This window comes from Mesobacillus sp. MER 48 (assembly GCF_023714225.1).
In the GTDB taxonomy this organism is placed as follows: Bacteria; Bacillota; Bacilli; order Bacillales; family Cytobacillaceae; genus Mesobacillus; species Mesobacillus oceanisediminis_A.
Genome location: NZ_JAMAUR010000005.1, coordinates 130,118 through 149,634 on the forward strand (window position 1 = coordinate 130,118; position 19,517 = coordinate 149,634).

Genomic DNA, 19,517 nt, shown 5'->3' on the forward strand with positions numbered 1-19,517 from the left:
CTATTGAAAAACACTAAACTCTGGATAGAGGCACTTTTTTATCAGGCTATCCGTGGTAGAGTGAAAAGAACCTTAATTGAGGTTCTTTTTTTATTTAGAAACACGAAAAAATAGATTGCGAATACTCTGATAGAGTTTTAAAATGAGGGAGTCAAAGTGATAGAGAGAGAAGGATCAGCATGTGGATTGCCGCGGCATTTGTAACGACGTTGAGCTTTGGGATCAATAATACGATTTTTAAATGGAGCACTGCACGACATCTATCAAAGGTACATATTCAGTTTTTCTTTTACTTGGTAGCCTTTCTGGTCACCCTTGGTTATGGAGTGGTGTCTGGGGCGCTGGAGTTTAACTTACTGGCAATGGTCCTTGGCGGCCTGATTGGAATATTGAATGCAAATGGGAATATCCAAATGTCGAGGGCATTTGAGAACGGACCGGCCAGCCTGACATCACCTCTGGTAGGGGCAAACGCGATATTTCCCATTCTTGGTGCAGCGATTATTTTTCACGAACAGATCAGCCTGCTCCAATGGCTAGGCATTGTTTTCATACTGGGCTCAGCCTTAGTGATTCAATATTCGCCAGGTTCGAACCGCGGAACCGAGTATGGTCCATGGCTTTTCCGGGTACTTTTGGCCATTCTTTCGTTCGGGATTCTAGGAATCTTGATGAAGACTACTTCTTATTTGCAAATCAGTTCGCTTAATACATTAATTTGCATGTATGGAGGCGGAAGTATTTATTTGGGGATTAACAGCATTCGGGAAAAAGAGCATTGGCAGCGGACGGAAGCCAATATCGGTTCACTCGCTGGCTTGATCAGTGTCATCGGCTACAGCTGTTATTTTTATGCATTGCAAGAGGGAACAGCCAGCATCATCTTCCCGATTGTCAGCCTGAATTGCCTGGTGGTCATACTTGCTGGCATCTGGCTTTTCAAGGAGAAAATCAAAATGTACCAGCTGGTTGGAATTTTTTCAGCGTTGCTTGGTATTATTTTTACAAAAATTTGAGTTAATTAAGCTGGCGACACTGAATTGACTCCATAATGGTAGACAGGGGATGTGATCTGTCTCGAATATTACATATAGCTTGCTAACCTTAATTGGATAGCAAGCTTTTTTATGGACTTTTGAGTCTTTTGACTCATATTTTTCCAATAGGAATATTTGGATATTTGTGGAATTATATATTGGTTATGTCGTTTCAGGAGTGGTTATGAATAATCATGTGATTGAGTCTTTTGATGATTTGCTGTCTGCGGCTATTGAGAATCCTTCTAGCCGTTTTCAGTTTTATAAAGCATTGGTTGAACTTGAACTGGTCGTGATTGGGTCGGTTGCGGAAGATGAGACGCTGAACTTAAAGTACATCGAAGAGAATGGAGAGATGGTCTTGCCAGTCTTTACGAGATGGGAGAAGTTCGATGTGATCATCCAATCAGAGTATCCATATGTGAAAATCCCGGTAGAGCTGCTTTTGGAGATGGCGGGGACGGATATTCCCTGGGTATTGAATCCTTTTACCGGTTTGAGTAAGAAAATCATCTGTGAAGAGCTGGAAACGATGAAGGACGGCAGAATTCTGCACTATTTTTTCGAACAGTTAAGTGATGAAGAGAAGGAAAGGATTCTGACTGAACAAATAGTGGAACTCTCGAAAGGTGTAATGGAAAGATTTCGCTCATGCCTTAAGAAGTTTCCGTCGATAAGAAAAGCCTACCTAGCAAATATATATACCCCATCGGCTGTTGGGCGTTCTTTCCCTCTAGTGGCATTGGATGTGGATGACTTGGAAAAAGGCCTGACTCAAGAAGTTTTTGAGGCTATAAATCAACAAGGAGAACAGCAGGTTGAAGTATTGATTCTAGATGATGCCATCCCGCTGGCCAGCTCCATTGTTGAAGACACCAGGCCATTTTATTTCCATGAACCAGTAGAAGAATTTCGGACGATGTTTGAGTAGGAGGTTACCGAGTGTCCAAGATTAATATTAAAGTGAAGCAGGTGTAGGCTGCCAACAAGGATTTAGTCCATCTATCCTCCCGGGTTGATCGGGTTGGAAACCAAGGATAAAACCAAAATTATTCCTTTCGGACGGTTTGCGGAAAAGAATGCAAAACGAGACGGGGCTGGCAAACCAGATACTTTGATTTCCTCGGGTTTACCCACTATTGTGGGGTAAGTAAACAGGGTGATTTCCGAGTAAAACGGAAAACCAGCAGGAGGAAAGTCCAAGGTAAACTAAAAGAAACTAAAGAATGGCTGAAGAATAATAGGAATAAAGATATCCATATGATTATGGATGGATTTAAACGCTCACTAACAGGCTATTACAACTTTTATTGCATCACAGATAATATCCAAACGGTTAACAACTTCAAAGAGAAAATCCAGCGCTTACTATTTAAATGGCTAAATAGAAGAAGCCAAAGGAAATCCTTTACATGGGATAAATTGAGGCTCTTTCTCAATAAATATCCACTACCTTCACCAAGAATCAAAGTGAATATCTATGACTTGAGAAAAGAAATTAGCTACATTCTGTGAATGATAATTTGGAGGAGCCGTGTGCGTTAATAGCGCAAGCACGGTTCTGTGAGGGAGGAGGAGTACAATTTACCGCAAGGTAGAAAGGCTCCCTTCTACTCGACTAGTTTAATAAGAAGATATCTTATTTATAGGATATTGACAATAAATGACATGTCATCTAATATATAGATGACATGTCATTTATTTAACTAGTATCAGGTTTGGGGGATTTTTGATGAAAGTACATATAATGCATACTGGTATGGTGTACATTGATAGAGCTTTAGCTTTTAAGGAAAAAAGCTTGCATCCAATTCCATATTCAGGTTGGCTAAGGGGAGAAAGTAAAAAGATGTGGGTTCCTGTATCTTCCTACTTAATTGAACATCCAAATGGTTTAATTTTAGTTGATACAGGCTGGCATGATGAGATTAGGACAGCTCAAAAAAGACATTTGGGACGATTAGCTTCCTCAATGTTCAAAGGTGATCTTCCAGAGGGAGATTCGATTGCAGAAAAACTAGAACATATGGGAATAAAAAGCAAGGATATAGATTTTGTTTTACTGACACATTTACACTCAGATCACGTAAGTGGTTTGAGACATGTACAAGATGCTAAAAAAATTCTCACAAGTGAGATTGAGTGGAAGGCAGCTCATAAAAGAGCAGGATATATAAAATCAATGTGGTCAGGTATTCCGATTGAAACATTTCAGCAGAAGAATATACCTTATGGACCTTTCAATAAGGGTTTAGATTTATATGTAGATGGCTCTCTTTATCTTGTACATACTCCGGGACATAGCGAAGGAATGTTTTCAGTTCTGGTAAAATCGAATAATGGCTGGTTATTATTAGTAAGCGATGTCGGTTATGCGGAAAAATCTTGGAAAGAAATGATATTACCAGGTTTAACTATAGACAAAAAAACAGCACAAAAGTCCTTAGAGTGGGTTAAGGATTTTTCAAGCAAGACCGATACTATAAGAGTTATCGCAAACCATGATCCTGCAATAAAGCAAGAAATAATCGAATGGTAGATGGTGAAATAAACATGAGTAATTACGAAGAAGCAGAAAAGTTTAGATATTTAATTCTAGCTGTTCAAAGATATGGAAATCGAATTTTAAAAGAATTGTTAGGAGGTGTAGGTGTAACACCCTCACAAGCAGAAGTGATAAGTATTTTAAAGGAGAGACAACCGATCTCTTTAAAAGAATTAGGAGAACTGTTAATTTGCGAAGCTGGAAGCCCTTCGAGATTGATTGATAGGATGGTTAAAGATGCACTAGTTGAACGAGTAAAGGATGAAAATGATTCACGGTTTGTTCGTCTGCAACTTACAAGTTTAGGAATGGGTAAATATGAAATGATAGTGGAAACAGAAATGATACTTTATCAAAAACTCACACAGTTCTATACAGTAGATGAATTGCAGTTCTCAAATGGGGTCTTGAGCAGATTTCTAAGTGAATCTCCATTATCAAACACATTACTGAAACGAGGTTACTCAATCAAATTTGAGGATAATTAAAGGATATAGGAAAAGTAAGGTGCCTTTACCTTATAATTATTGACGGATTTGTGTAATGTTTCACTTAAACAAACGGGGGTGCTTTACTATAATAAAGAATGCAAAATAAAGGAGCTAGGATTCACATCCAGCTCCTTCTTTATTGCTAAATAGTATGCGATTTTGTTTGCTAATTCATATGTGAAACGTGTGGTTATTTGCTATGCTTTTTTCAATTTTGCACTTCAAAAGGGAACCCGTTACCTTTTTGGGAGGGGTGGCTTTTTTGTACACTTTTTAACCGTCCCGTGTGTCCACAATCAAAATCTCCAAAAATCGCTGAATTAGTATAATTACAAAACTTCAATGTACCTAATCCCCATTGTTACTTTCCTATCCTTATTTGAATCGCCACATTCAGAATGGCTCCTTCCACCGGCTTAGAAAGGTGATAGATTTACCAAATAGGTATTGTTAATTTTGCATTTACTATCTTTAAACTGAATTTTTACAATAATCTGGTTATGACTTAATAATTTCCTTTTAATCTATTACTAGATTCAAAAATACATAGATGAGGAGAGATAAGTTATGACTGATCAAATGTCTAATAATGGCTTGAACCGAAGGGATTTCTTAAAAGCGGGTGGAATGAGCGCGCTTGCCCTTACTCTTGGTTCCACCGGGGTAATGGGACTGGGTTCAACAGCACTTGCGGATGCGGCTGAAAATCCAGCCAGCGGATTTGGCGGATACGGAGATTTGGTTCCAGATCCTAATGGTATCCTCGATCTTCCAAAAGGCTTCCATTACAAAATTATCTCCAGAGAAGGCAGCTTGATGACAGACGGAACCAAGATTCCTGGTGCATTCGATGGAATGGCAGCTTTTGAAGGACCGAACAACACGACGATTCTTGTACGCAATCATGAATTGTCATCAGGTCCGGCATTTGGAAGAAATCCTTATGATGCAAATGCCCAGGGTGGAACTACCGCACTAGTTGTAGGGGCAAATCGTGAAGTGACCAAAGAGTATGTGACCTCCTCAGGTACGATCCGAAATTGTGCGGGTGGCGCGACACCATGGGGTACTTGGCTAACTTGCGAAGAAAACCGATCCGAGGGCCACGGTTATGTATTCGAAGTGGATCCAACCCAGCCTGAAAACGATATGTCCAAAACGCCAATCAAGGAAATGGGAAGGTTTGCACATGAGGCATGTGCTATTGACCCAGCGACAGGATATGTCTACTTGACCGAAGATGCAAGCCCGAGCTTCCTGTATCGTTTTATCCCAAATGACTTGAGCCAAAAGCCGGGTGCCCTGCAAAAGGGCGGTAAGCTGTATGCGGCTGCGATTGAAGAAGTCGCTGACCCGTCAGCCAGCACATTTAAAACGGGACAAACTTTTAAACTTGTTTGGAAGGAAGTAGATCCTCACTGGTGCCGTGAAGAGGCTGCCGCGCAAAACTGTATTGTGTTCTCAAGACTTGAGGGAGCCTTTTTTCAAGAAGGAGTTTTCTGGTTCGATGACACATCTGCCGGTGATAAAAAGCTTGGCCGCGTGTATCGATATGTTCCGCACACGAATACATTGGAGCTTTTCTATGAGGGAAATGACAAAAAGTACATGGAATATCCGGACAATATTTGCTGTACCCCTTGGGGAGACCTCTGGTATGCAGAAGATGGTTCTGGACAGGACCGGATTATGGGAATTACTCCAGAAGGTAAGGTATATCCTTTTGCGGCCAACCGTTTAAGCGATTCTGAATTGGCTGGTCCGACCTTCTCTCCAGATGGAAATACGCTATTTGTCAATATTCAAAGCCCTGGTAAAACATTTGCCATTTGGGGACCGTTCCAGCGCCGTAATGTTGCGCGCGCAAGGGAAATGTCCTTTGCTGCACCTGCGAATCTTACACCACAGGTTTCTGAAAAAGTGGCTGAGGCGGCCAAGGCGCAAGGTATGTCCATTCTTGAAGCAGCGGCATTTGAGCGGCACGGAATAAAAATGATTTAAAACGATAGAATAGGTACCATTAAAAAGATGTAAACTGAACACTTGGTATGGTTTACATCTTTTTATCATCTCAGCTGTGGGCGAACTTGAAAGATTTGAAGTATTGGAGGTTATGAAATGTTACAGAATATAGGGATACCTGGCTTAATTTTAGTTCTAGTCATTGCCTTAATTATTTTTGGTCCATCCAAGCTTCCTGAGATAGGCCGGGCGTTTGGGTCTACATTAAAAGAGTTTAAAAAATCAACACGTGAGTTGGTTTCAGATGATGAGCCGGAAAAGGATGAAAAGAAAAGCAGGCAAATTCAATAGAACTAGCAGAAGATGCAGGTAACAACCTTTCATCTTCTTTTTTAAGAGGTGATTTCATGGATGGAAAACAGATGAATCTTGTGGACCACTTGAGCGAATTGCGTAAACGTTTGATGATCATTGTTGGAAGCTTTATGCTATTTGTCATTTTGGCTCTTATTTATGTTAAGAATATTTACCAATGGTTAATCCAGGATTTATCCATTCAATTAGCCGTTCTTGGCCCGAGTGATATTTTGTGGGTTTATATGATGCTTGCAGCTGTGATTGCTATAGCAGGTACGATTCCCATCGCTGCCCATCAAATTTGGCTGTTTGTACGGCCTGCCTTATCGGAAAAGGAGAAAAAGGTAACAGTAGCCTACATACCGGCCTTATTCTTGCTTTTTATAATGGGCATTAGTTTTGGTTATTTCGTCATTTTTCCGTTAGTGTTTCAATTCCTGCTATCGCTTTCGGAAGACATGTTCATGGAATTTTTCACAACAGAGAAATACTTTCGGTTTTTAATGAACATGATCCTGCCCTTCGGATTCTTATTTGAGCTGCCTGTCATTATTATGTTTCTGACAAGCCTCGGTGTGTTAAATCCATACAGACTGCAAAAAGCCAGAAAGTATTCTTATTTTATGTTGATTGTAACGGCCGTTCTTATAACGCCCCCAGATTTTCTATCGGACATTCTTGTCATACTTCCGCTGTTATTTTTGTATGAATGCAGTGTTTTGTTATCAAAGGTCGTTTACCGTCGAAAACAGGGAACTGAACTATCCGCAGCGTAAACTTGAATGATAGGTCCGTGACAGTCGTTAAATGACTGTCACGAGGTCCTAGAATTTCTATCTTATGAGTACGGGCACAAAAAGAACCGAGGATTCAACCGCTATCAGACTTTTGCTCTTGCCATTCCTTTTTAGTTGGCAAATATAGTTCTATTAAAGCTGGAATGGATAAGATCAATCCTTGGTAATGTGGGGTATCCGTATGTATTAGAAAGGTATGCTATAGGGGACATAGTACTTGAGAAAGAAGCATTGGGAAAAGAACTGCAATTCCAGTTGTTAGGTGTCTCAAACAACTGGAGCTCACTTCTTCGTACCAGTGCTTCTTTTCTATTGGTTATTTATTTTTCAGATAGACTCCTGTACGCTGATTTCATATAGCGGAATGATGGGCAGTTTATCAGAAAGAAAATCGGGCAGGGTTATAAAAGGGATGTAACGATCAATGCAAATTAAGCGTAAAAAAAGATGCAAGCAGTACAATTACTGCTTGCATCTTCCCGTTTAAACTGTTTTCTTCTCTTTGCTGTCTTGTTCCGATTCTGCATCTTCTACTAATTCCCTCGTCGACTTCTTGAACTCCTTTATCGTTGTGCCGAAGGCCCGTCCGATATCAGGCAGCTTCGATGGACCGAAAATGATCAGGGCAATGACAAGAACAAGGATTAAACCGGGAATCCCGATGTTTTGAATCATAAAAGTGAACCTCCATTCTGGCTATTAGTTAGTGACTTTTTGCTTCTTTTTTTCGAGCTGTTTTTGATGCGCTTTTGCATGTGCCTTATGGCGGTCTTCCTCTGTTTCACTTGATAGCTTGACACCGTTTGGAACGATCGTGGATGAAGCTTCCTTGATTCCCTGCTCATCCTTCTTAAGCACGAATGATGCTCTGGTTGAGATATCGGCTCCTGGAACGGTGACGAAAGGAACCACACGGTAATCTGCCTGCCACTTGTCAGGCGTTACATGGCATCTTACATAACCACGGTAATTATTGAAAAATTTAATATGCGGATTCCGCTCAAGCGTTGCCGCTGTATCGGCACGGACGTCGGAGCCATTGCCTCCGGAGGTGATCGAGGTGCCGACAAATTCCGCCCCGAGTATCCTCGCATTCAGGTCATTGAAATCCTCCATCAGGTTCGACGCCCAGCTTGCATGAACATCACCCGTGAGTACGACAAGGTTGTTAATGCTGTTGCTTGCGGCAAAATCGATGATGCGTTCGCGGGCAGCCGGATAACCGTCCCATGAATCCATGCTGTATTTCGGGGCAGTGCTTGTCCCGAATTTTCGCTGGGCAAAGAAAATTTGCTGGGCCAGTACATTCCAGTGGGAAGTAGATTTACCCAGATTACCAAGGAGCCATTTTTCCTGCTCTTCGCCAAGTGCCGTGCGATTCGGATCGAGTGATTCCTCAGAATGCGGCTTTGTTCCATCCCCATTTGCCTGGTCATCACGGTATTGACGTGTATCGAGTACATAAAAATTAGCGAGGTTGCCGTAGGAAAAGTCACGATAGAGTTTCATTCCTTCATTGTGCGGCATGGAAGAAACGCGCAGTGGCATATGTTCGTAATATGCTTGATAGGCAGCTGCCCGGCGCTTGATAAACTCTTCAACCGACTGCCCTTTTTCCGGGATGATATTGGCATAATTGTTTTCGACTTCATGGTCATCCCATGTGACTACCCATGGGAAAGCAGCATGAGCTGATTTTAAATGCTCATCCGAACGATACTGTGCATGCCTGTTGCGGTAGTCTTCAAGAGTTACGATTTCTGAACTGCTGTGCGCCCTGACATTGCCTGTTGGCGACACGTATTCATTCGGGCCATATTCGTATATGTAATCTCCAAGGTGAAAAACAAGATCTAAATTTTCTTTGGCCAGATGCTGGTATGCAGTGTAGTAGCCGTGTTCGTATTGCTGGCAAGAAGCAAAGGCAAAGGTCATCGCAGCTACATTTGCTCCAGGTAGAGGAAGCGTTTTGGTTTTACCGACCGGGCTGAATTCCTCTCCGCTCTTAAAACGGTAAAAATAAACGGTGTTCGGTTTCAGCTCTGTTACTTCGATATGGACTGAGTGGGCTAAAGCAGGTGTAGCAAGTTGAGTTCCTCGCTTGATGATTTGGCGGAAGTGTTCATCCGCGGCAATTTCCCATTTCACCGGTACAGAATGATGTGGCATTCCGCCTCCTGCAAGCGGGTCTGGCGCAAGTCTTGTCCAAAGCACGACACTATCATGAAGAGGATCTCCGGAAGCAACTCCAAGCTTGAATGGGTATTCGCTGAACACTGGGGCAGCATTGACCTTGAATCCGCCTCCAAGTGATTGAGCGATCGCAAGTCCAAGCGAAAGCCCTGCCAGCTTGCCAGCACCATTCAAAAAGCTGCGGCGGTCCATGTTCTTTTTCAAACCTTCTTGACTCCAGCTGCTGATCATTTCATCAAACGGTCTCTCATTCATTGTAAAACCTTCCCCTCTGCAAAATGATTTTGAATACAAAACAGATTATAAAGGGGTTCTTTTAAGCTAATGTGAATATATGTAAACCCAAAAAGAGTCTTCTGTTTCTTCATGGGTAATTGTTAACAGGTCTTTTTTCTGTAAGTTTAAGAAATTGGATTTTTTCAACCCAAGGCGTGCTCAAAACACAGTACCATCTTCCCGAAATCCCTTAAAAATTTCTTTAAGAAAAAATTACAAAGTAGGTACTGTCAGATGGCTAGCAAAGGGGGAGTCAAGCAGAAAAAAATAAGGTATATTGATGAAGAAGGGCGATTTTTCGAATGAGTGTTGAATTACTTCACTCGAGATACAGCGAAGACGCCCCGCTGTCTGGAATAATACTAAATGGTGCACCACAAGTCGGGAGGACAGATACATGCAAGATACTAGCTTTGCAATTCAACCAGGAATGAAGAGGCAGAGGAAAGGAGCTGCTTTCCGCAGTGTGGGAGCGGTCGTTTCTAGTAAGCTTGAAAACAACAGCCTTAACCTAAGTTGTGAAAATGGGTATGTAACGGTTTGTTTTTACCGGGATGATATTGTTCGGGTTGTCATGAATCCTAAGGAACAGCCGTCATTGAGTTCGAGTTTCGCAGTCGTAAAAGAACCTGAAGAGGTGGAGGTTTCTTTTGCCGAGAGTGAGGATGAAATCAGGCTTTCAAGTGGGAAGCTCGCGATTGTCATACATAAAAGTCCGATAAGGATTACGGTGCTGGATGAACAAGGACGGACAATCATACAGGATCATGAGTCCTCGATGGGATTCAATGAAAAGAAAGAGGTTATTTGTTTTAAAGAGATGCATCCTGATGATCATTTCTATGGGTTTGGGGAGAAGACGAGCTTCCTGGACAAACGCGGAGAAAAGATGACAATGTGGAACACGGATGTGTATGCTCCGCATAATCCTGAAATTGATGCGCTGTATCAGTCGATCCCTTACTTTATGGGTATTCGCAATGGAATGGCGTATGGGCTGTTTTTTGATAATACCTTCAAGAGTGTTTTTGACATGAGGACATCGAACGAAACGTATTCCTTTTGGGCGGAAGGCGGGCAGCTGGATTATTATCTATTTGCAGGTCCGAAGCCAAAGGATGCGGTGGAGCAGTATACGGAAATCACCGGAAGGATGCCGCTTCCTCCTAAGTGGTCGCTTGGCTATCATCAATCGCGTTATAGCTATGAGTCGGAGCAGGAAGTAAGGGAGCTTGTTAAGGAGTTTCAGGAGAGGGACATTCCGCTTGATGCCATATATTTGGACATACATTATATGGATGGTTATCGTGTGTTTACCTTTGATGAAGAGAGGTTCCCGAATCCTGAGAAATTGATGGAGGATTTGAAGCAGGAGGGAATTCATGTGATTCCGATTGTCGATCCTGGTGTGAAGGAGGACCCGGAGTATCCTATTTACCAGGAGGGTGTGAACGGGGATTACTTTTGCAAGTATCTTGAGGGGAATCTTTACTTTGGGGATGTCTGGCCAGGCAAGAGTGCTTTTCCTGATTTTACGAGCGAGGATGTGCGTAAATGGTGGGGTGAGAAGCATAAGTTCTATTCCAGGATGGGGATTGAAGGCATATGGAATGATATGAACGAGCCGGCCGTTTTTAATGAAACGAAAACGATGGATTTGAAGGTCATGCATAAAAATGATGGCAACCCTAAAACCCATCGTGAACTGCATAATTTGTACGGCCTGCTGATGGGTGAGGCGACATATGAGGGAATGAAGGCACAGCTGGATGGCAAACGTCCTTTTTTACTGACGAGGGCTGGTTTTGCTGGAGTGCAGCGGTATAGTACGGTTTGGACAGGGGATAACCGCAGCTTCTGGGAGCACTTGCAGATGTCGCTTCCGATGTGCATGAATCTCGGGATGTCAGGTGTTCCGTTTTGCGGTCCCGATGTTGGCGGGTTTGCGCATGATACAACAGGGCAGCTGCTGACACGCTGGACCCAGGTTGGCATGTTCACTCCGTATTTCCGGAACCATAGCGTGCTCGAATCAATCCGCCAGGAACCATGGTCGTTCGGTGAGGAGTATGAAAAGATCATCAGGAAGTACATTCAAGAGCGGTATGTGTGGCTGCCATATCTGTATACATTATTCCGTGAAGCTAGCTTGTCTGGAGCTCCGGTCATGCGCCCGTTGGTGTTCGAGTACCCTGAGGACAAACATACCTTTAACCTTTCCGACCAATTCATGATTGGTTCACAGGTGATTGTCGCGCCGATCCTGAAGCCGGACACCTACCACAGGGTTGTTTATTTGCCAGAGGGAAGCTGGGTGAACTATTGGACTGATGAAAAACTGAACGGTGGTAAGCACCACCTGGTTGAAGCCGACATGGCGACGATGCCGATTTTTGTGAAAGAAGGAGCAACGCTTGTTCATGGTTCTGTGAAAAACTCTACCGAGCAGAAAGAAGCAGAAATCAAGGTTCATTTATATCTTTCTGAAAAGGGTTTGTCCCCATTCGTCCATTATGAAGACGATGGCAAAACCTTTGACTATCAACAAGGTAATTATCTTCAATTGCAGATTGGCGAAAAAAAAGCAGCAGACTCCCTGGAAATAACGGTCGATGTCTTACACAATCAGTATGACCCTGAATGGGAGCGGATGAGTTTTGTTGTCCATGGAGCCGACCAAGAGTTGAAGGTTCAAATAAATGGAATACTTCAAGACGAAGCAAAGTTTGAACCGGCATTTGGACTAGTAACCTTTTCGGTCGAGAAGAGTGGTTTATTTTAAACGAAGGCGGAGCATAGGGACATACCCTGTACTTTTTTCCGTGGAGAAAAGGAGAGGAGCAAGTGAGAAGCTAAATTTTATATAAGTGAATTCATTAACCGTTCCTCTGTCTCTTTCGTCTAATAGGTAATGATGAATTCGGGGAGAAGTGTGTCAATGAAAAAATCCATGTTCCTAATCATGTTAGTAAGTCTGTTTTTTGTCTCCGCTTGTTCGAATGGAAAAACGCAATCATTAGAAGGGTTTTACAAAGATGCTGAAATTGAAAATGTGGACAAAATCATCATTCAAGATGGTTCGACTGGTGCATCAAAGACGATCACACAGAATGGACAAATGGATGAATTTCTATCTCTGATTAATGATATACAGTTTACTCCTCTAAAAAATCAAGAAAAACGTGATGGGTGGAGGTATGGAATTACTCTTTTTGATGGTGAGAAAGTTTTTAAATTCACTCTTAATAAAATTGGCAATACCTATTATGATACAAACCCAGATATTAATCCTATTGTAGATCGATTTTACAAACAGCTGGAAAGTGCAGAGTGATGTATTTAGCAAAGCGGAGTAGCTTTTATTTTTCGTGAGAGAAAATATTCTTCCTTTCAAAATTAGAGGATTTGTGGGACGGCAGGACCGACCCTTTGTCCCTTGGTGCAAAAAATACTTTTAGAAATAGTTTGACAAATCAATTTTATCCTGATAATTTAATAATTAATAAATTTCGGAAAATAAAAATCGATGACGAGAAGAGTAAGATGAGTGCCCTGTTCTACAGAGAGTCGGTAAATGGTGCAAGCCGATGTTCAGAACTGATCCGAAAATCATCTCCGAGATGCAATGCTGAACTTTTTCAGTAAGTGTTGCCGGGTGGTCCGCCGTTACTAGGAACGCGTATGATTGTACGTTGATTGAGTGCCGTATAAGTGGATTTTTCTATCCATGAACGGAACTAGGGTGGTATCGCGAGTTAAACTCGTCCCTATTTTAGGGGCGAGTTTTTTTATTTTTCCAAAAAAAATTAAAAAATACCGGAAATGAGGAATGGATGATGAAGGAGCAATTGATCTTTTTGGATGGCCAGTTTGTCAGTAAGAAAGACGCTGTTGTATCGGTGTATGATCATGGATTTCTATACGGAGATGGTGTTTTCGAGGGGATTCGGGTGTATGAAGGCAATGTGTTCAGGCTTCAGGAGCATGTTGATCGGCTGTATGACTCGGCGAAGTCCATTATGTTGTCCATTCCTTACAGTAAACAGGAGTTAAGCGATCTTGTGGTTGAAACTTTGAGAGTGAATGACCTGCTGAATGCTTATATTCGCGTGGTTGTCTCCAGGGGAGTAGGGAATTTAGGCATTGACCCTGCCTCCTGTTCACGGCCGCAGGTCATCGTCATTGCGGAGGAACTTGCGCTATTCCCGAAAGAGTTATATGAATCGGGCATCGAAATTGTCACAGTGGCCACGAGACGGAATCGCTCGGATGTGCTTTCACCGAAAGTGAAGTCGCTGAACTATTTGAATAATATTCTTGTCCGGATTGAGGCTGGTTTATCCGGGGTGAATGAAGCGCTGATGCTGAATGACCAGGGTTATGTGGCGGAAGGCTCTGCGGATAATGTTTTTATCGTGAAAAAGGGCGAGATCCTGACGCCTCCCGGGTATGTGGGAGCACTGGAGGGAATCACTAGAAATGCCATCATGGAAATCGCCCACAATCTTGGCTTCTCGATGAGGGAGGAAGTTTTCACAAGGCATGATGTCTATGTGGCCGATGAAGTCTTTTTAACCGGAACGGCGGCAGAGGTGATTGCGGTTGTGAAGGTGGATGGCCGGTCGATCGGTGATGGCAGACCAGGTGCCGTCACAAATCAACTTTTAAAAGAGTTTAGAAAAACCGTCGTTGAAGACGGAGTCAAAGTCTATGAACAGCAAAGTGTATAGAGATAAATCGAGGGGGAATTCGTATGCGCAGTGACATGATCAAAAAGGGAGTCGACCGTGCTCCGCACAGAAGCTTGCTTTATGCAACCGGCGTGAAATTAGAGGATCTTGAAAAGCCTTTTATAGGCGTTTGCAATTCATATATTGATATTATTCCGGGCCATGTCCATCTGAGGCAGTTCGCCGATGTTGTCAAGGACGCGATCAGAGAGGCGGGCGGGATTCCGTTCGAATTCAATACCATTGGCGTTGATGATGGGATCGCGATGGGGCATATCGGCATGAGATATTCCCTGCCAAGCCGGGAGCTGATCGCAGATTCGGCTGAAACCGTGATTAATGCGCACTGGTTCGATGGCGTTTTCTATATCCCGAACTGCGACAAAATCACTCCTGGAATGCTAATGGCGGCGGTAAGGACGAATGTTCCTTCTGTATTTGTTTCGGGAGGCCCGATGGAGGCAGGTGTCTCAAGCACTGGACAGCCTTTATCGCTAGTATCCGTTTTTGAGGGCGTCGGTGCCTATCAATCCGGGAGAATGTCTGAAGAAGAATTGCTGGATATTGAAAAGAATGCGTGTCCTACTTGTGGTTCTTGCTCGGGAATGTTTACGGCCAACTCTATGAATTCTCTTATGGAAATGCTCGGAGTCGCGCTTCCTGGAAACGGAACGCTGGTTGCGACCTCGGAGGAACGCCATCAATTAATCTATGACGCAGCTCGTCATCTGGTCGAAATGGTCAAAAAGGATATCAAGCCAAGAGACATTATCACCAAGGAAACGATTGATGATGCCTTTGCGCTCGATATGGCGATGGGCGGCTCGACGAATACAGTGCTCCACACGCTGGCCATCGCGAACGAGGCGGAAATTGACTATGATTTGAGCCGGATTAATGAAGTGGCGAAAAGGATTCCTTATTTGTCTAAAATCAGCCCGGCTTCCCATAATTCTATGCAGGATGTCCATAATGCCGGCGGTGTCAGCGCGATTATCAAACAGCTATGTGAAATGGAAGGAGCTGTCCACCCGGACCGGATCACCATCACCGGTAAATCACTTTACGAGAATGTAAAGGATGCGGAGGTGCTGAATGGTGATGTCATCCGCAGCAAGGAAACGGCGCATAGCCCTGTCGGCGGTCTATCCGTTCTGTTTGGAAATATTGCACCAGACGGAGGTGTCATCAAGGTAGGAGCAGTGGACCCTTCAATCAAGACTTTTAAAGGTGAAGCGATTGTCTATGAATCTCAGGATGAGGCTTTGGCTGGAATCGAAAGTGGCGATGTTCGTGAGGGGCATGTGGTTGTCATCCGTTATGAGGGGCCAAAAGGCGGTCCGGGAATGCCGGAGATGCTTGCGCCAACAGCTGCGATTGCCGGAAGAGGCCTTGAAAAGAAGGTAGCCCTGATTACGGATGGCAGATTCTCAGGTGCCTCAAGAGGAATTTCCATCGGCCATATTTCACCAGAAGCGGCTGAAGGAGGGCCGATTGCGTTTGTGGAAAATGGGGATCCTATTTTCATTGATTTAGAGGAAAGAACCATTTCCCTGGAGGTTCCTGAAGCAGAATTACATGATCGGAAAGCCCAATGGAAACAACCGGAGCCTAAAATCAAGAAAGGATATTTGGCTCGATATTCGAAGCTGGTCACCTCGGCGAGCACGGGTGGCATCCTGAAAATTTAATAGATAACTCGATGACGAGGTTTAGGGATTGGATTCCGTATTCACAGAGAGCTGGTCGCGCTGGAAGCCAGCAATACGCCAATTCCTTCATCCCCTCTGAGTGCGGTCCTGAAGTCGCAGTAGGGACAGCCGGGTATACACGGGTATACTCGTTAGCAAAAACGAGACAGTTCAGATTCTTTTTTAAAAAAAGGGACCTGAGCTGCCTTTAAAGGCTGTGTCTTGCAAGAGATGCAGCGAACGAGGGTGGTACCGTGGAATGCTATGAGCCTTTCACCCCTGCACAATGATGGAATGTTGTGTGGGGTGAAGGGCTTTTTTTATTTACCCCGCTGGGATGAAAAGAAGAATAGGAGGAGATTTGGATGGCAGCAAAAGAGCCAATGGTAACGGTTGAAACAGAAGAATTGAACATGAATGGGGCGGATCTCTTCATCCAGTCCCTGAAACAGGAGGGGGTAGAGCTCTTGTTTGGCTATCCTGGCGGGGCGGTGTTAGGAATTTACGATGCTCTGCACAGGTCGCCAATCAAGCATGTTCTTGCCCGTCATGAACAAGGAGCGATCCACGCGGCTGAAGGTTATGCCCGGGTTTCGGGAAAGCCGGGCGTCGTGATCGCTACCTCTGGACCTGGCGCAACCAATGTCGTGACAGGAATCGCCGATGCGATGATGGATTCTTTGCCGCTTGTTATTTTTACAGGCCAGGTTGCCTCACATGTTATCGGGACAGATGCCTTTCAAGAAGCAGATGTAGTCGGGATGACTGCGCCAATCACAAAGCAGGCTTACCAGGTGAGAAGGTTAGAGGATTTGCCCAGAATTGTGAAGGAAGCCTTCCATCTGGCGACAACTAGACGGCCGGGCCCTGTTCTAGTCGATATACCGAAGGACCTTACAGCACTTCAGACTTCTTTTTTGCCAGAGGCTGAGGTAAACCTTCCAGGATACAGGCCAATCGTAAACCCTGATCCGTTACAGGTAGACAGCCTGCTTGAGGCGCTCCAACACTCCCGAAAGCCTGTCATCTTAGCAGGGGCAGGGGTTTTGCATGCCAAGGCCTCGGAGGAATTGCTTGCTTTTGCCGAACAGTATCAATTGCCTGTCGTCCACACTTTGTTAGGACTCGGTGGATTTCCGGCACAGCACTCGTTGTTTTTGGGAATGGCGGGGATGCACGGCTGTTATACCGCGAACATGGCACTTTATGAATGCGATCTATTGATCAATATTGGTGCCCGTTTCGATGATCGGTTAACAGGCAATCTAACAACCTTTGCGCCAAATGCCAGGGTTGCCCATGCAGATATTGATCCAGCGGAAATCGGCAAGAATGTCGAGACTCATTTCCCGATTGTGGGGGATGCGAAAGCAGTTTTGCGAATGCTTTTAAGCCGCGTAGTTGTTGGACCGGAGTCACAGCTTTGGCTGAAGCACTTGGAAGAAAATAAGGTTGAGTATCCGTACTGGTTTACGGATGCCGGAGAATTGCCATCGCCACAGCAATTAATAGAATTAGTTCACAAGCATACGAATGGGGATGCGATTGTCACGACGGATGTCGGCCAGCACCAGATGTGGGCTGCCCAATTCTACGCGTTTTCGCAGCCAAACTCCTGGGTCACATCGGGGGGACTGGGCACAATGGGATTTGGTTTCCCGGCAGCGATTGGTGCGCAGCTGGCAGAACCAGAGGCGACGGTCATTTCGCTCATCGGGGACGGTGGCTTTCAGATGACGCTGCAGGAACTGATTTTATTAAAAGAATGGAATCTGCCGGTAAAAGTGCTGATCATCAATAATGGTTCACTCGGAATGGTCCGCCAGTGGCAGGAAACCTTTTATGAAAAACGATTTTCACAATCAATCTTTTCGCTGCAGCCAGATTTTCTGAAGCTTGCTGAATCCTATGGAATAAAAGCTTATAGAGTGAGCAGTACAGACGAGGCAGAGAGAGTTTTCAGTGAAGTTTTAACAGGCCGCGAACCAGTCCTGATTGATTGCCGCGTGAATCCTGAAGAAAAGGTCTATCCAATGGTCGCGCCGGGGAAAGGGCTTCATGAAATGATTGGGGTGAGACCATGAAAAAGCGGATGATCACGGCATTAGTCCATAATCAAAATGGGATTTTTACCAGGCTTATGGGCATGTTCCACAAGCACCAATACAGGATTGAGAGCCTTGCGGTTGTGGTCGCATACCCGGAGCTGAAGGACGTTTCCAAAATGTCTGTCATCATTGAGGTGGAGGATGACCATAAATTCCTGCAGCTGGTCAAGCAGGTCAATAAACAGGTTGATGTCCTGTATGTCACGGATGTGACAGACGAACTGATGATCGAGAGGGAACTCGACATGATGAAGAAGTTGCTGATCTGAACAATTTTTAAAAGGGAGAGGATTGTAAATGGTAAAGGTGTATTATCAAGCAGATGTGAATGAGGATGTTTTAAAAGGGAAGACGGTTGCTGTCATTGGGTATGGCTCACAGGGTCATGCACATGCGCAAAATTTACGGGATAGCGGGCATCAGGTTGTCGTCGGATTGCGCCAGGGGAAATCATGGGCCCAGGCAGAGGAGGATGGATTCCAGGTGTTATCTGTCAAGGGAGCGTGTGAAGCGGCAGAAGTGGTCATGGTCTTATTGCCTGATGAGAAGCAGCCAGCTGTGTATGAATCCGAAGTCAAACCTGCTTTAACTGCTGGTAAGGCACTTGCTTTCGCCCACGGGTTCAATGTTCATTTCCATCAAATTGTCCCCCCAGAGGATGTGGATGTGTTTTTAGTCGCGCCAAAAGGGCCGGGGCATTTGGTACGGAGGACCTTTGAAGAAGGAGCAGGGGTTCCGGCACTGATTGGGGTGCACCAGGATGTGACTGGCCAGGCGAAGGAGCTGGCATTGGCCTATGCGAAAGGTGTAGGAGCTGCGAGGGCAGGGGTGCTGGAAACAAATTTTCAGGAAGAAACCGAGACCGACCTTTTTGGTGAGCAGGCTGTTTTATGTGGTGGCTTGACATCACTCGTCAAAGCCGGCTTCGAAACGTTGTTGGAAGCTGGTTATCAAAAAGAAGTCGCCTATTTTGAGTGCATGCATGAGCTTAAATTAATCGTTGACCTCATGTATGAACAAGGCCTGGAAGGCATGCGCCATTCTATTTCTGACACAGCTCAGTGGGGGGATTTTGTATCAGGTCCGCGTGTTATTAATGAAGAAACAAAGGCGCGCATGAAGGAAGTGTTGAAGGATATTCAATCTGGCAAGTTTGCAAAAGGCTGGATTTTGGAAAATCAAATGGACCGGGCCGAGTTCGACGCCATTAACGATCGGGAAAATCAGCATCCAATCGAAGCGGTTGGGAAAGAGCTGAGAAGAATGATGCCATTTGTACAGCAAAAGCAAAAGAGGGAATTAGTTAAATAATCATTTCGAGGTGAGCACG

17 protein-coding genes and 1 other annotated feature are annotated in these 19,517 nt (G+C 44.3%); of the genes, 15 read left to right on the forward strand and 2 right to left on the reverse strand.

The genetic code is table 11. The features are described from left to right. Positions 1–179 precede the first annotated feature (179 nt). The 8 genes from M3593_RS17340 (at position 180) to tatC (ending at position 7,168) form a co-directional block, all read left to right on the forward strand. Positions 180–1,016, forward strand: coding sequence for a DMT family transporter (locus M3593_RS17340; RefSeq protein WP_251543498.1), 837 nt, complete (start codon positions 180–182; stop codon positions 1,014–1,016). Positions 1,017–1,221: 205 nt separating this feature from the next. Then, the gene (locus M3593_RS17345) at positions 1,222–1,968 is read left to right on the forward strand and encodes an enhanced serine sensitivity protein SseB C-terminal domain-containing protein (protein ID WP_251543496.1); all 747 of its coding nucleotides are present in this window, start codon (positions 1,222–1,224) and stop codon (positions 1,966–1,968) included. Between the two features lie 335 nt (positions 1,969–2,303). Beyond that, positions 2,304–2,552 (forward strand): group II intron maturase-specific domain-containing protein, encoded by a 249-nt coding sequence (locus tag M3593_RS17350; RefSeq protein ID WP_251543736.1) that lies wholly within the window; start codon positions 2,304–2,306, stop codon positions 2,550–2,552. 217 nt (positions 2,553–2,769) lie between these two features. Beyond that, the gene (locus M3593_RS17355; RefSeq protein ID WP_251543495.1) at positions 2,770–3,576 is read left to right on the forward strand and encodes an N-acyl homoserine lactonase family protein; all 807 of its coding nucleotides are present in this window, start codon (positions 2,770–2,772) and stop codon (positions 3,574–3,576) included. A 14-nt stretch (positions 3,577–3,590) separates the two neighbouring features. Then, positions 3,591–4,070, forward strand: coding sequence for a MarR family winged helix-turn-helix transcriptional regulator (locus M3593_RS17360; protein WP_251543493.1), 480 nt, complete (start codon positions 3,591–3,593; stop codon positions 4,068–4,070). A gap of 570 nt (positions 4,071–4,640) precedes the next feature. After that, on the forward strand, positions 4,641–6,074 hold the full coding sequence (locus tag M3593_RS17365) for an alkaline phosphatase PhoX (RefSeq protein ID WP_251543491.1): 1,434 nt from the start codon (positions 4,641–4,643) through the stop codon (positions 6,072–6,074). A gap of 117 nt (positions 6,075–6,191) precedes the next feature. Continuing rightward, positions 6,192–6,386: a twin-arginine translocase TatA/TatE family subunit gene (locus M3593_RS17370; RefSeq protein ID WP_144475445.1), complete on the forward strand. Its 195-nt coding sequence runs from the start codon at positions 6,192–6,194 to the stop codon at positions 6,384–6,386. A 56-nt stretch (positions 6,387–6,442) separates the two neighbouring features. Beyond that, a complete protein-coding gene (gene tatC, locus M3593_RS17375) occupies positions 6,443–7,168 on the forward strand; it encodes a twin-arginine translocase subunit TatC (protein WP_251543488.1) in 726 nt (241 codons plus the stop codon). A 504-nt stretch (positions 7,169–7,672) separates the two neighbouring features. Here tatC and M3593_RS17380 read toward each other — a convergent pair. Both M3593_RS17380 and M3593_RS17385 read right to left on the reverse strand, forming a co-directional pair. Continuing rightward, complete coding sequence (locus M3593_RS17380; protein ID WP_251543486.1) at positions 7,673–7,864, reverse strand: twin-arginine translocase TatA/TatE family subunit; 192 nt, start codon at positions 7,862–7,864, stop codon at positions 7,673–7,675. A 24-nt stretch (positions 7,865–7,888) separates the two neighbouring features. Then, a complete protein-coding gene (locus tag M3593_RS17385) occupies positions 7,889–9,637 on the reverse strand; it encodes an alkaline phosphatase D family protein (RefSeq protein ID WP_483308923.1) in 1,749 nt (582 codons plus the stop codon). A 418-nt stretch (positions 9,638–10,055) separates the two neighbouring features. Between M3593_RS17385 and M3593_RS17390 the strand changes: the two genes are divergently transcribed. The 7 genes from M3593_RS17390 to ilvC all read left to right on the forward strand — a co-directional run bounded on the left by M3593_RS17390 (position 10,056) and on the right by ilvC (position 19,498). Beyond that, positions 10,056–12,440: a glycoside hydrolase family 31 protein gene (locus tag M3593_RS17390; RefSeq protein WP_251543484.1), complete on the forward strand. Its 2,385-nt coding sequence runs from the start codon at positions 10,056–10,058 to the stop codon at positions 12,438–12,440. A gap of 156 nt (positions 12,441–12,596) precedes the next feature. Next, entirely contained in the window at positions 12,597–12,992 is a 396-nt protein-coding gene (locus tag M3593_RS17395) for a hypothetical protein (protein ID WP_251543482.1), read from the forward strand. Positions 12,993–13,175: 183 nt separating this feature from the next. Beyond that, positions 13,176–13,430: a binding site (T-box leader), on the forward strand. 64 nt (positions 13,431–13,494) lie between these two features. Continuing rightward, the gene (gene ilvE, locus M3593_RS17400; RefSeq protein WP_251543732.1) at positions 13,495–14,388 is read left to right on the forward strand and encodes a branched-chain-amino-acid transaminase; all 894 of its coding nucleotides are present in this window, start codon (positions 13,495–13,497) and stop codon (positions 14,386–14,388) included. 23 nt (positions 14,389–14,411) lie between these two features. Next, the gene (ilvD, locus tag M3593_RS17405) at positions 14,412–16,079 is read left to right on the forward strand and encodes a dihydroxy-acid dehydratase (RefSeq protein WP_251543480.1); all 1,668 of its coding nucleotides are present in this window, start codon (positions 14,412–14,414) and stop codon (positions 16,077–16,079) included. A gap of 365 nt (positions 16,080–16,444) precedes the next feature. Further along, the gene (ilvB, locus tag M3593_RS17410; RefSeq protein ID WP_251543479.1) at positions 16,445–18,163 is read left to right on the forward strand and encodes a biosynthetic-type acetolactate synthase large subunit; all 1,719 of its coding nucleotides are present in this window, start codon (positions 16,445–16,447) and stop codon (positions 18,161–18,163) included. After that, complete coding sequence (gene ilvN, locus M3593_RS17415; protein WP_251543477.1) at positions 18,160–18,456, forward strand: acetolactate synthase small subunit; 297 nt, start codon at positions 18,160–18,162, stop codon at positions 18,454–18,456. The genes ilvB and ilvN overlap by 4 nt, the downstream gene beginning before the upstream one ends. 28 nt (positions 18,457–18,484) lie before the next feature. Then, positions 18,485–19,498 (forward strand): ketol-acid reductoisomerase, encoded by a 1,014-nt coding sequence (gene ilvC / locus M3593_RS17420; protein ID WP_251543475.1) that lies wholly within the window; start codon positions 18,485–18,487, stop codon positions 19,496–19,498. Positions 19,499–19,517: the final 19 nt, after the last annotated feature.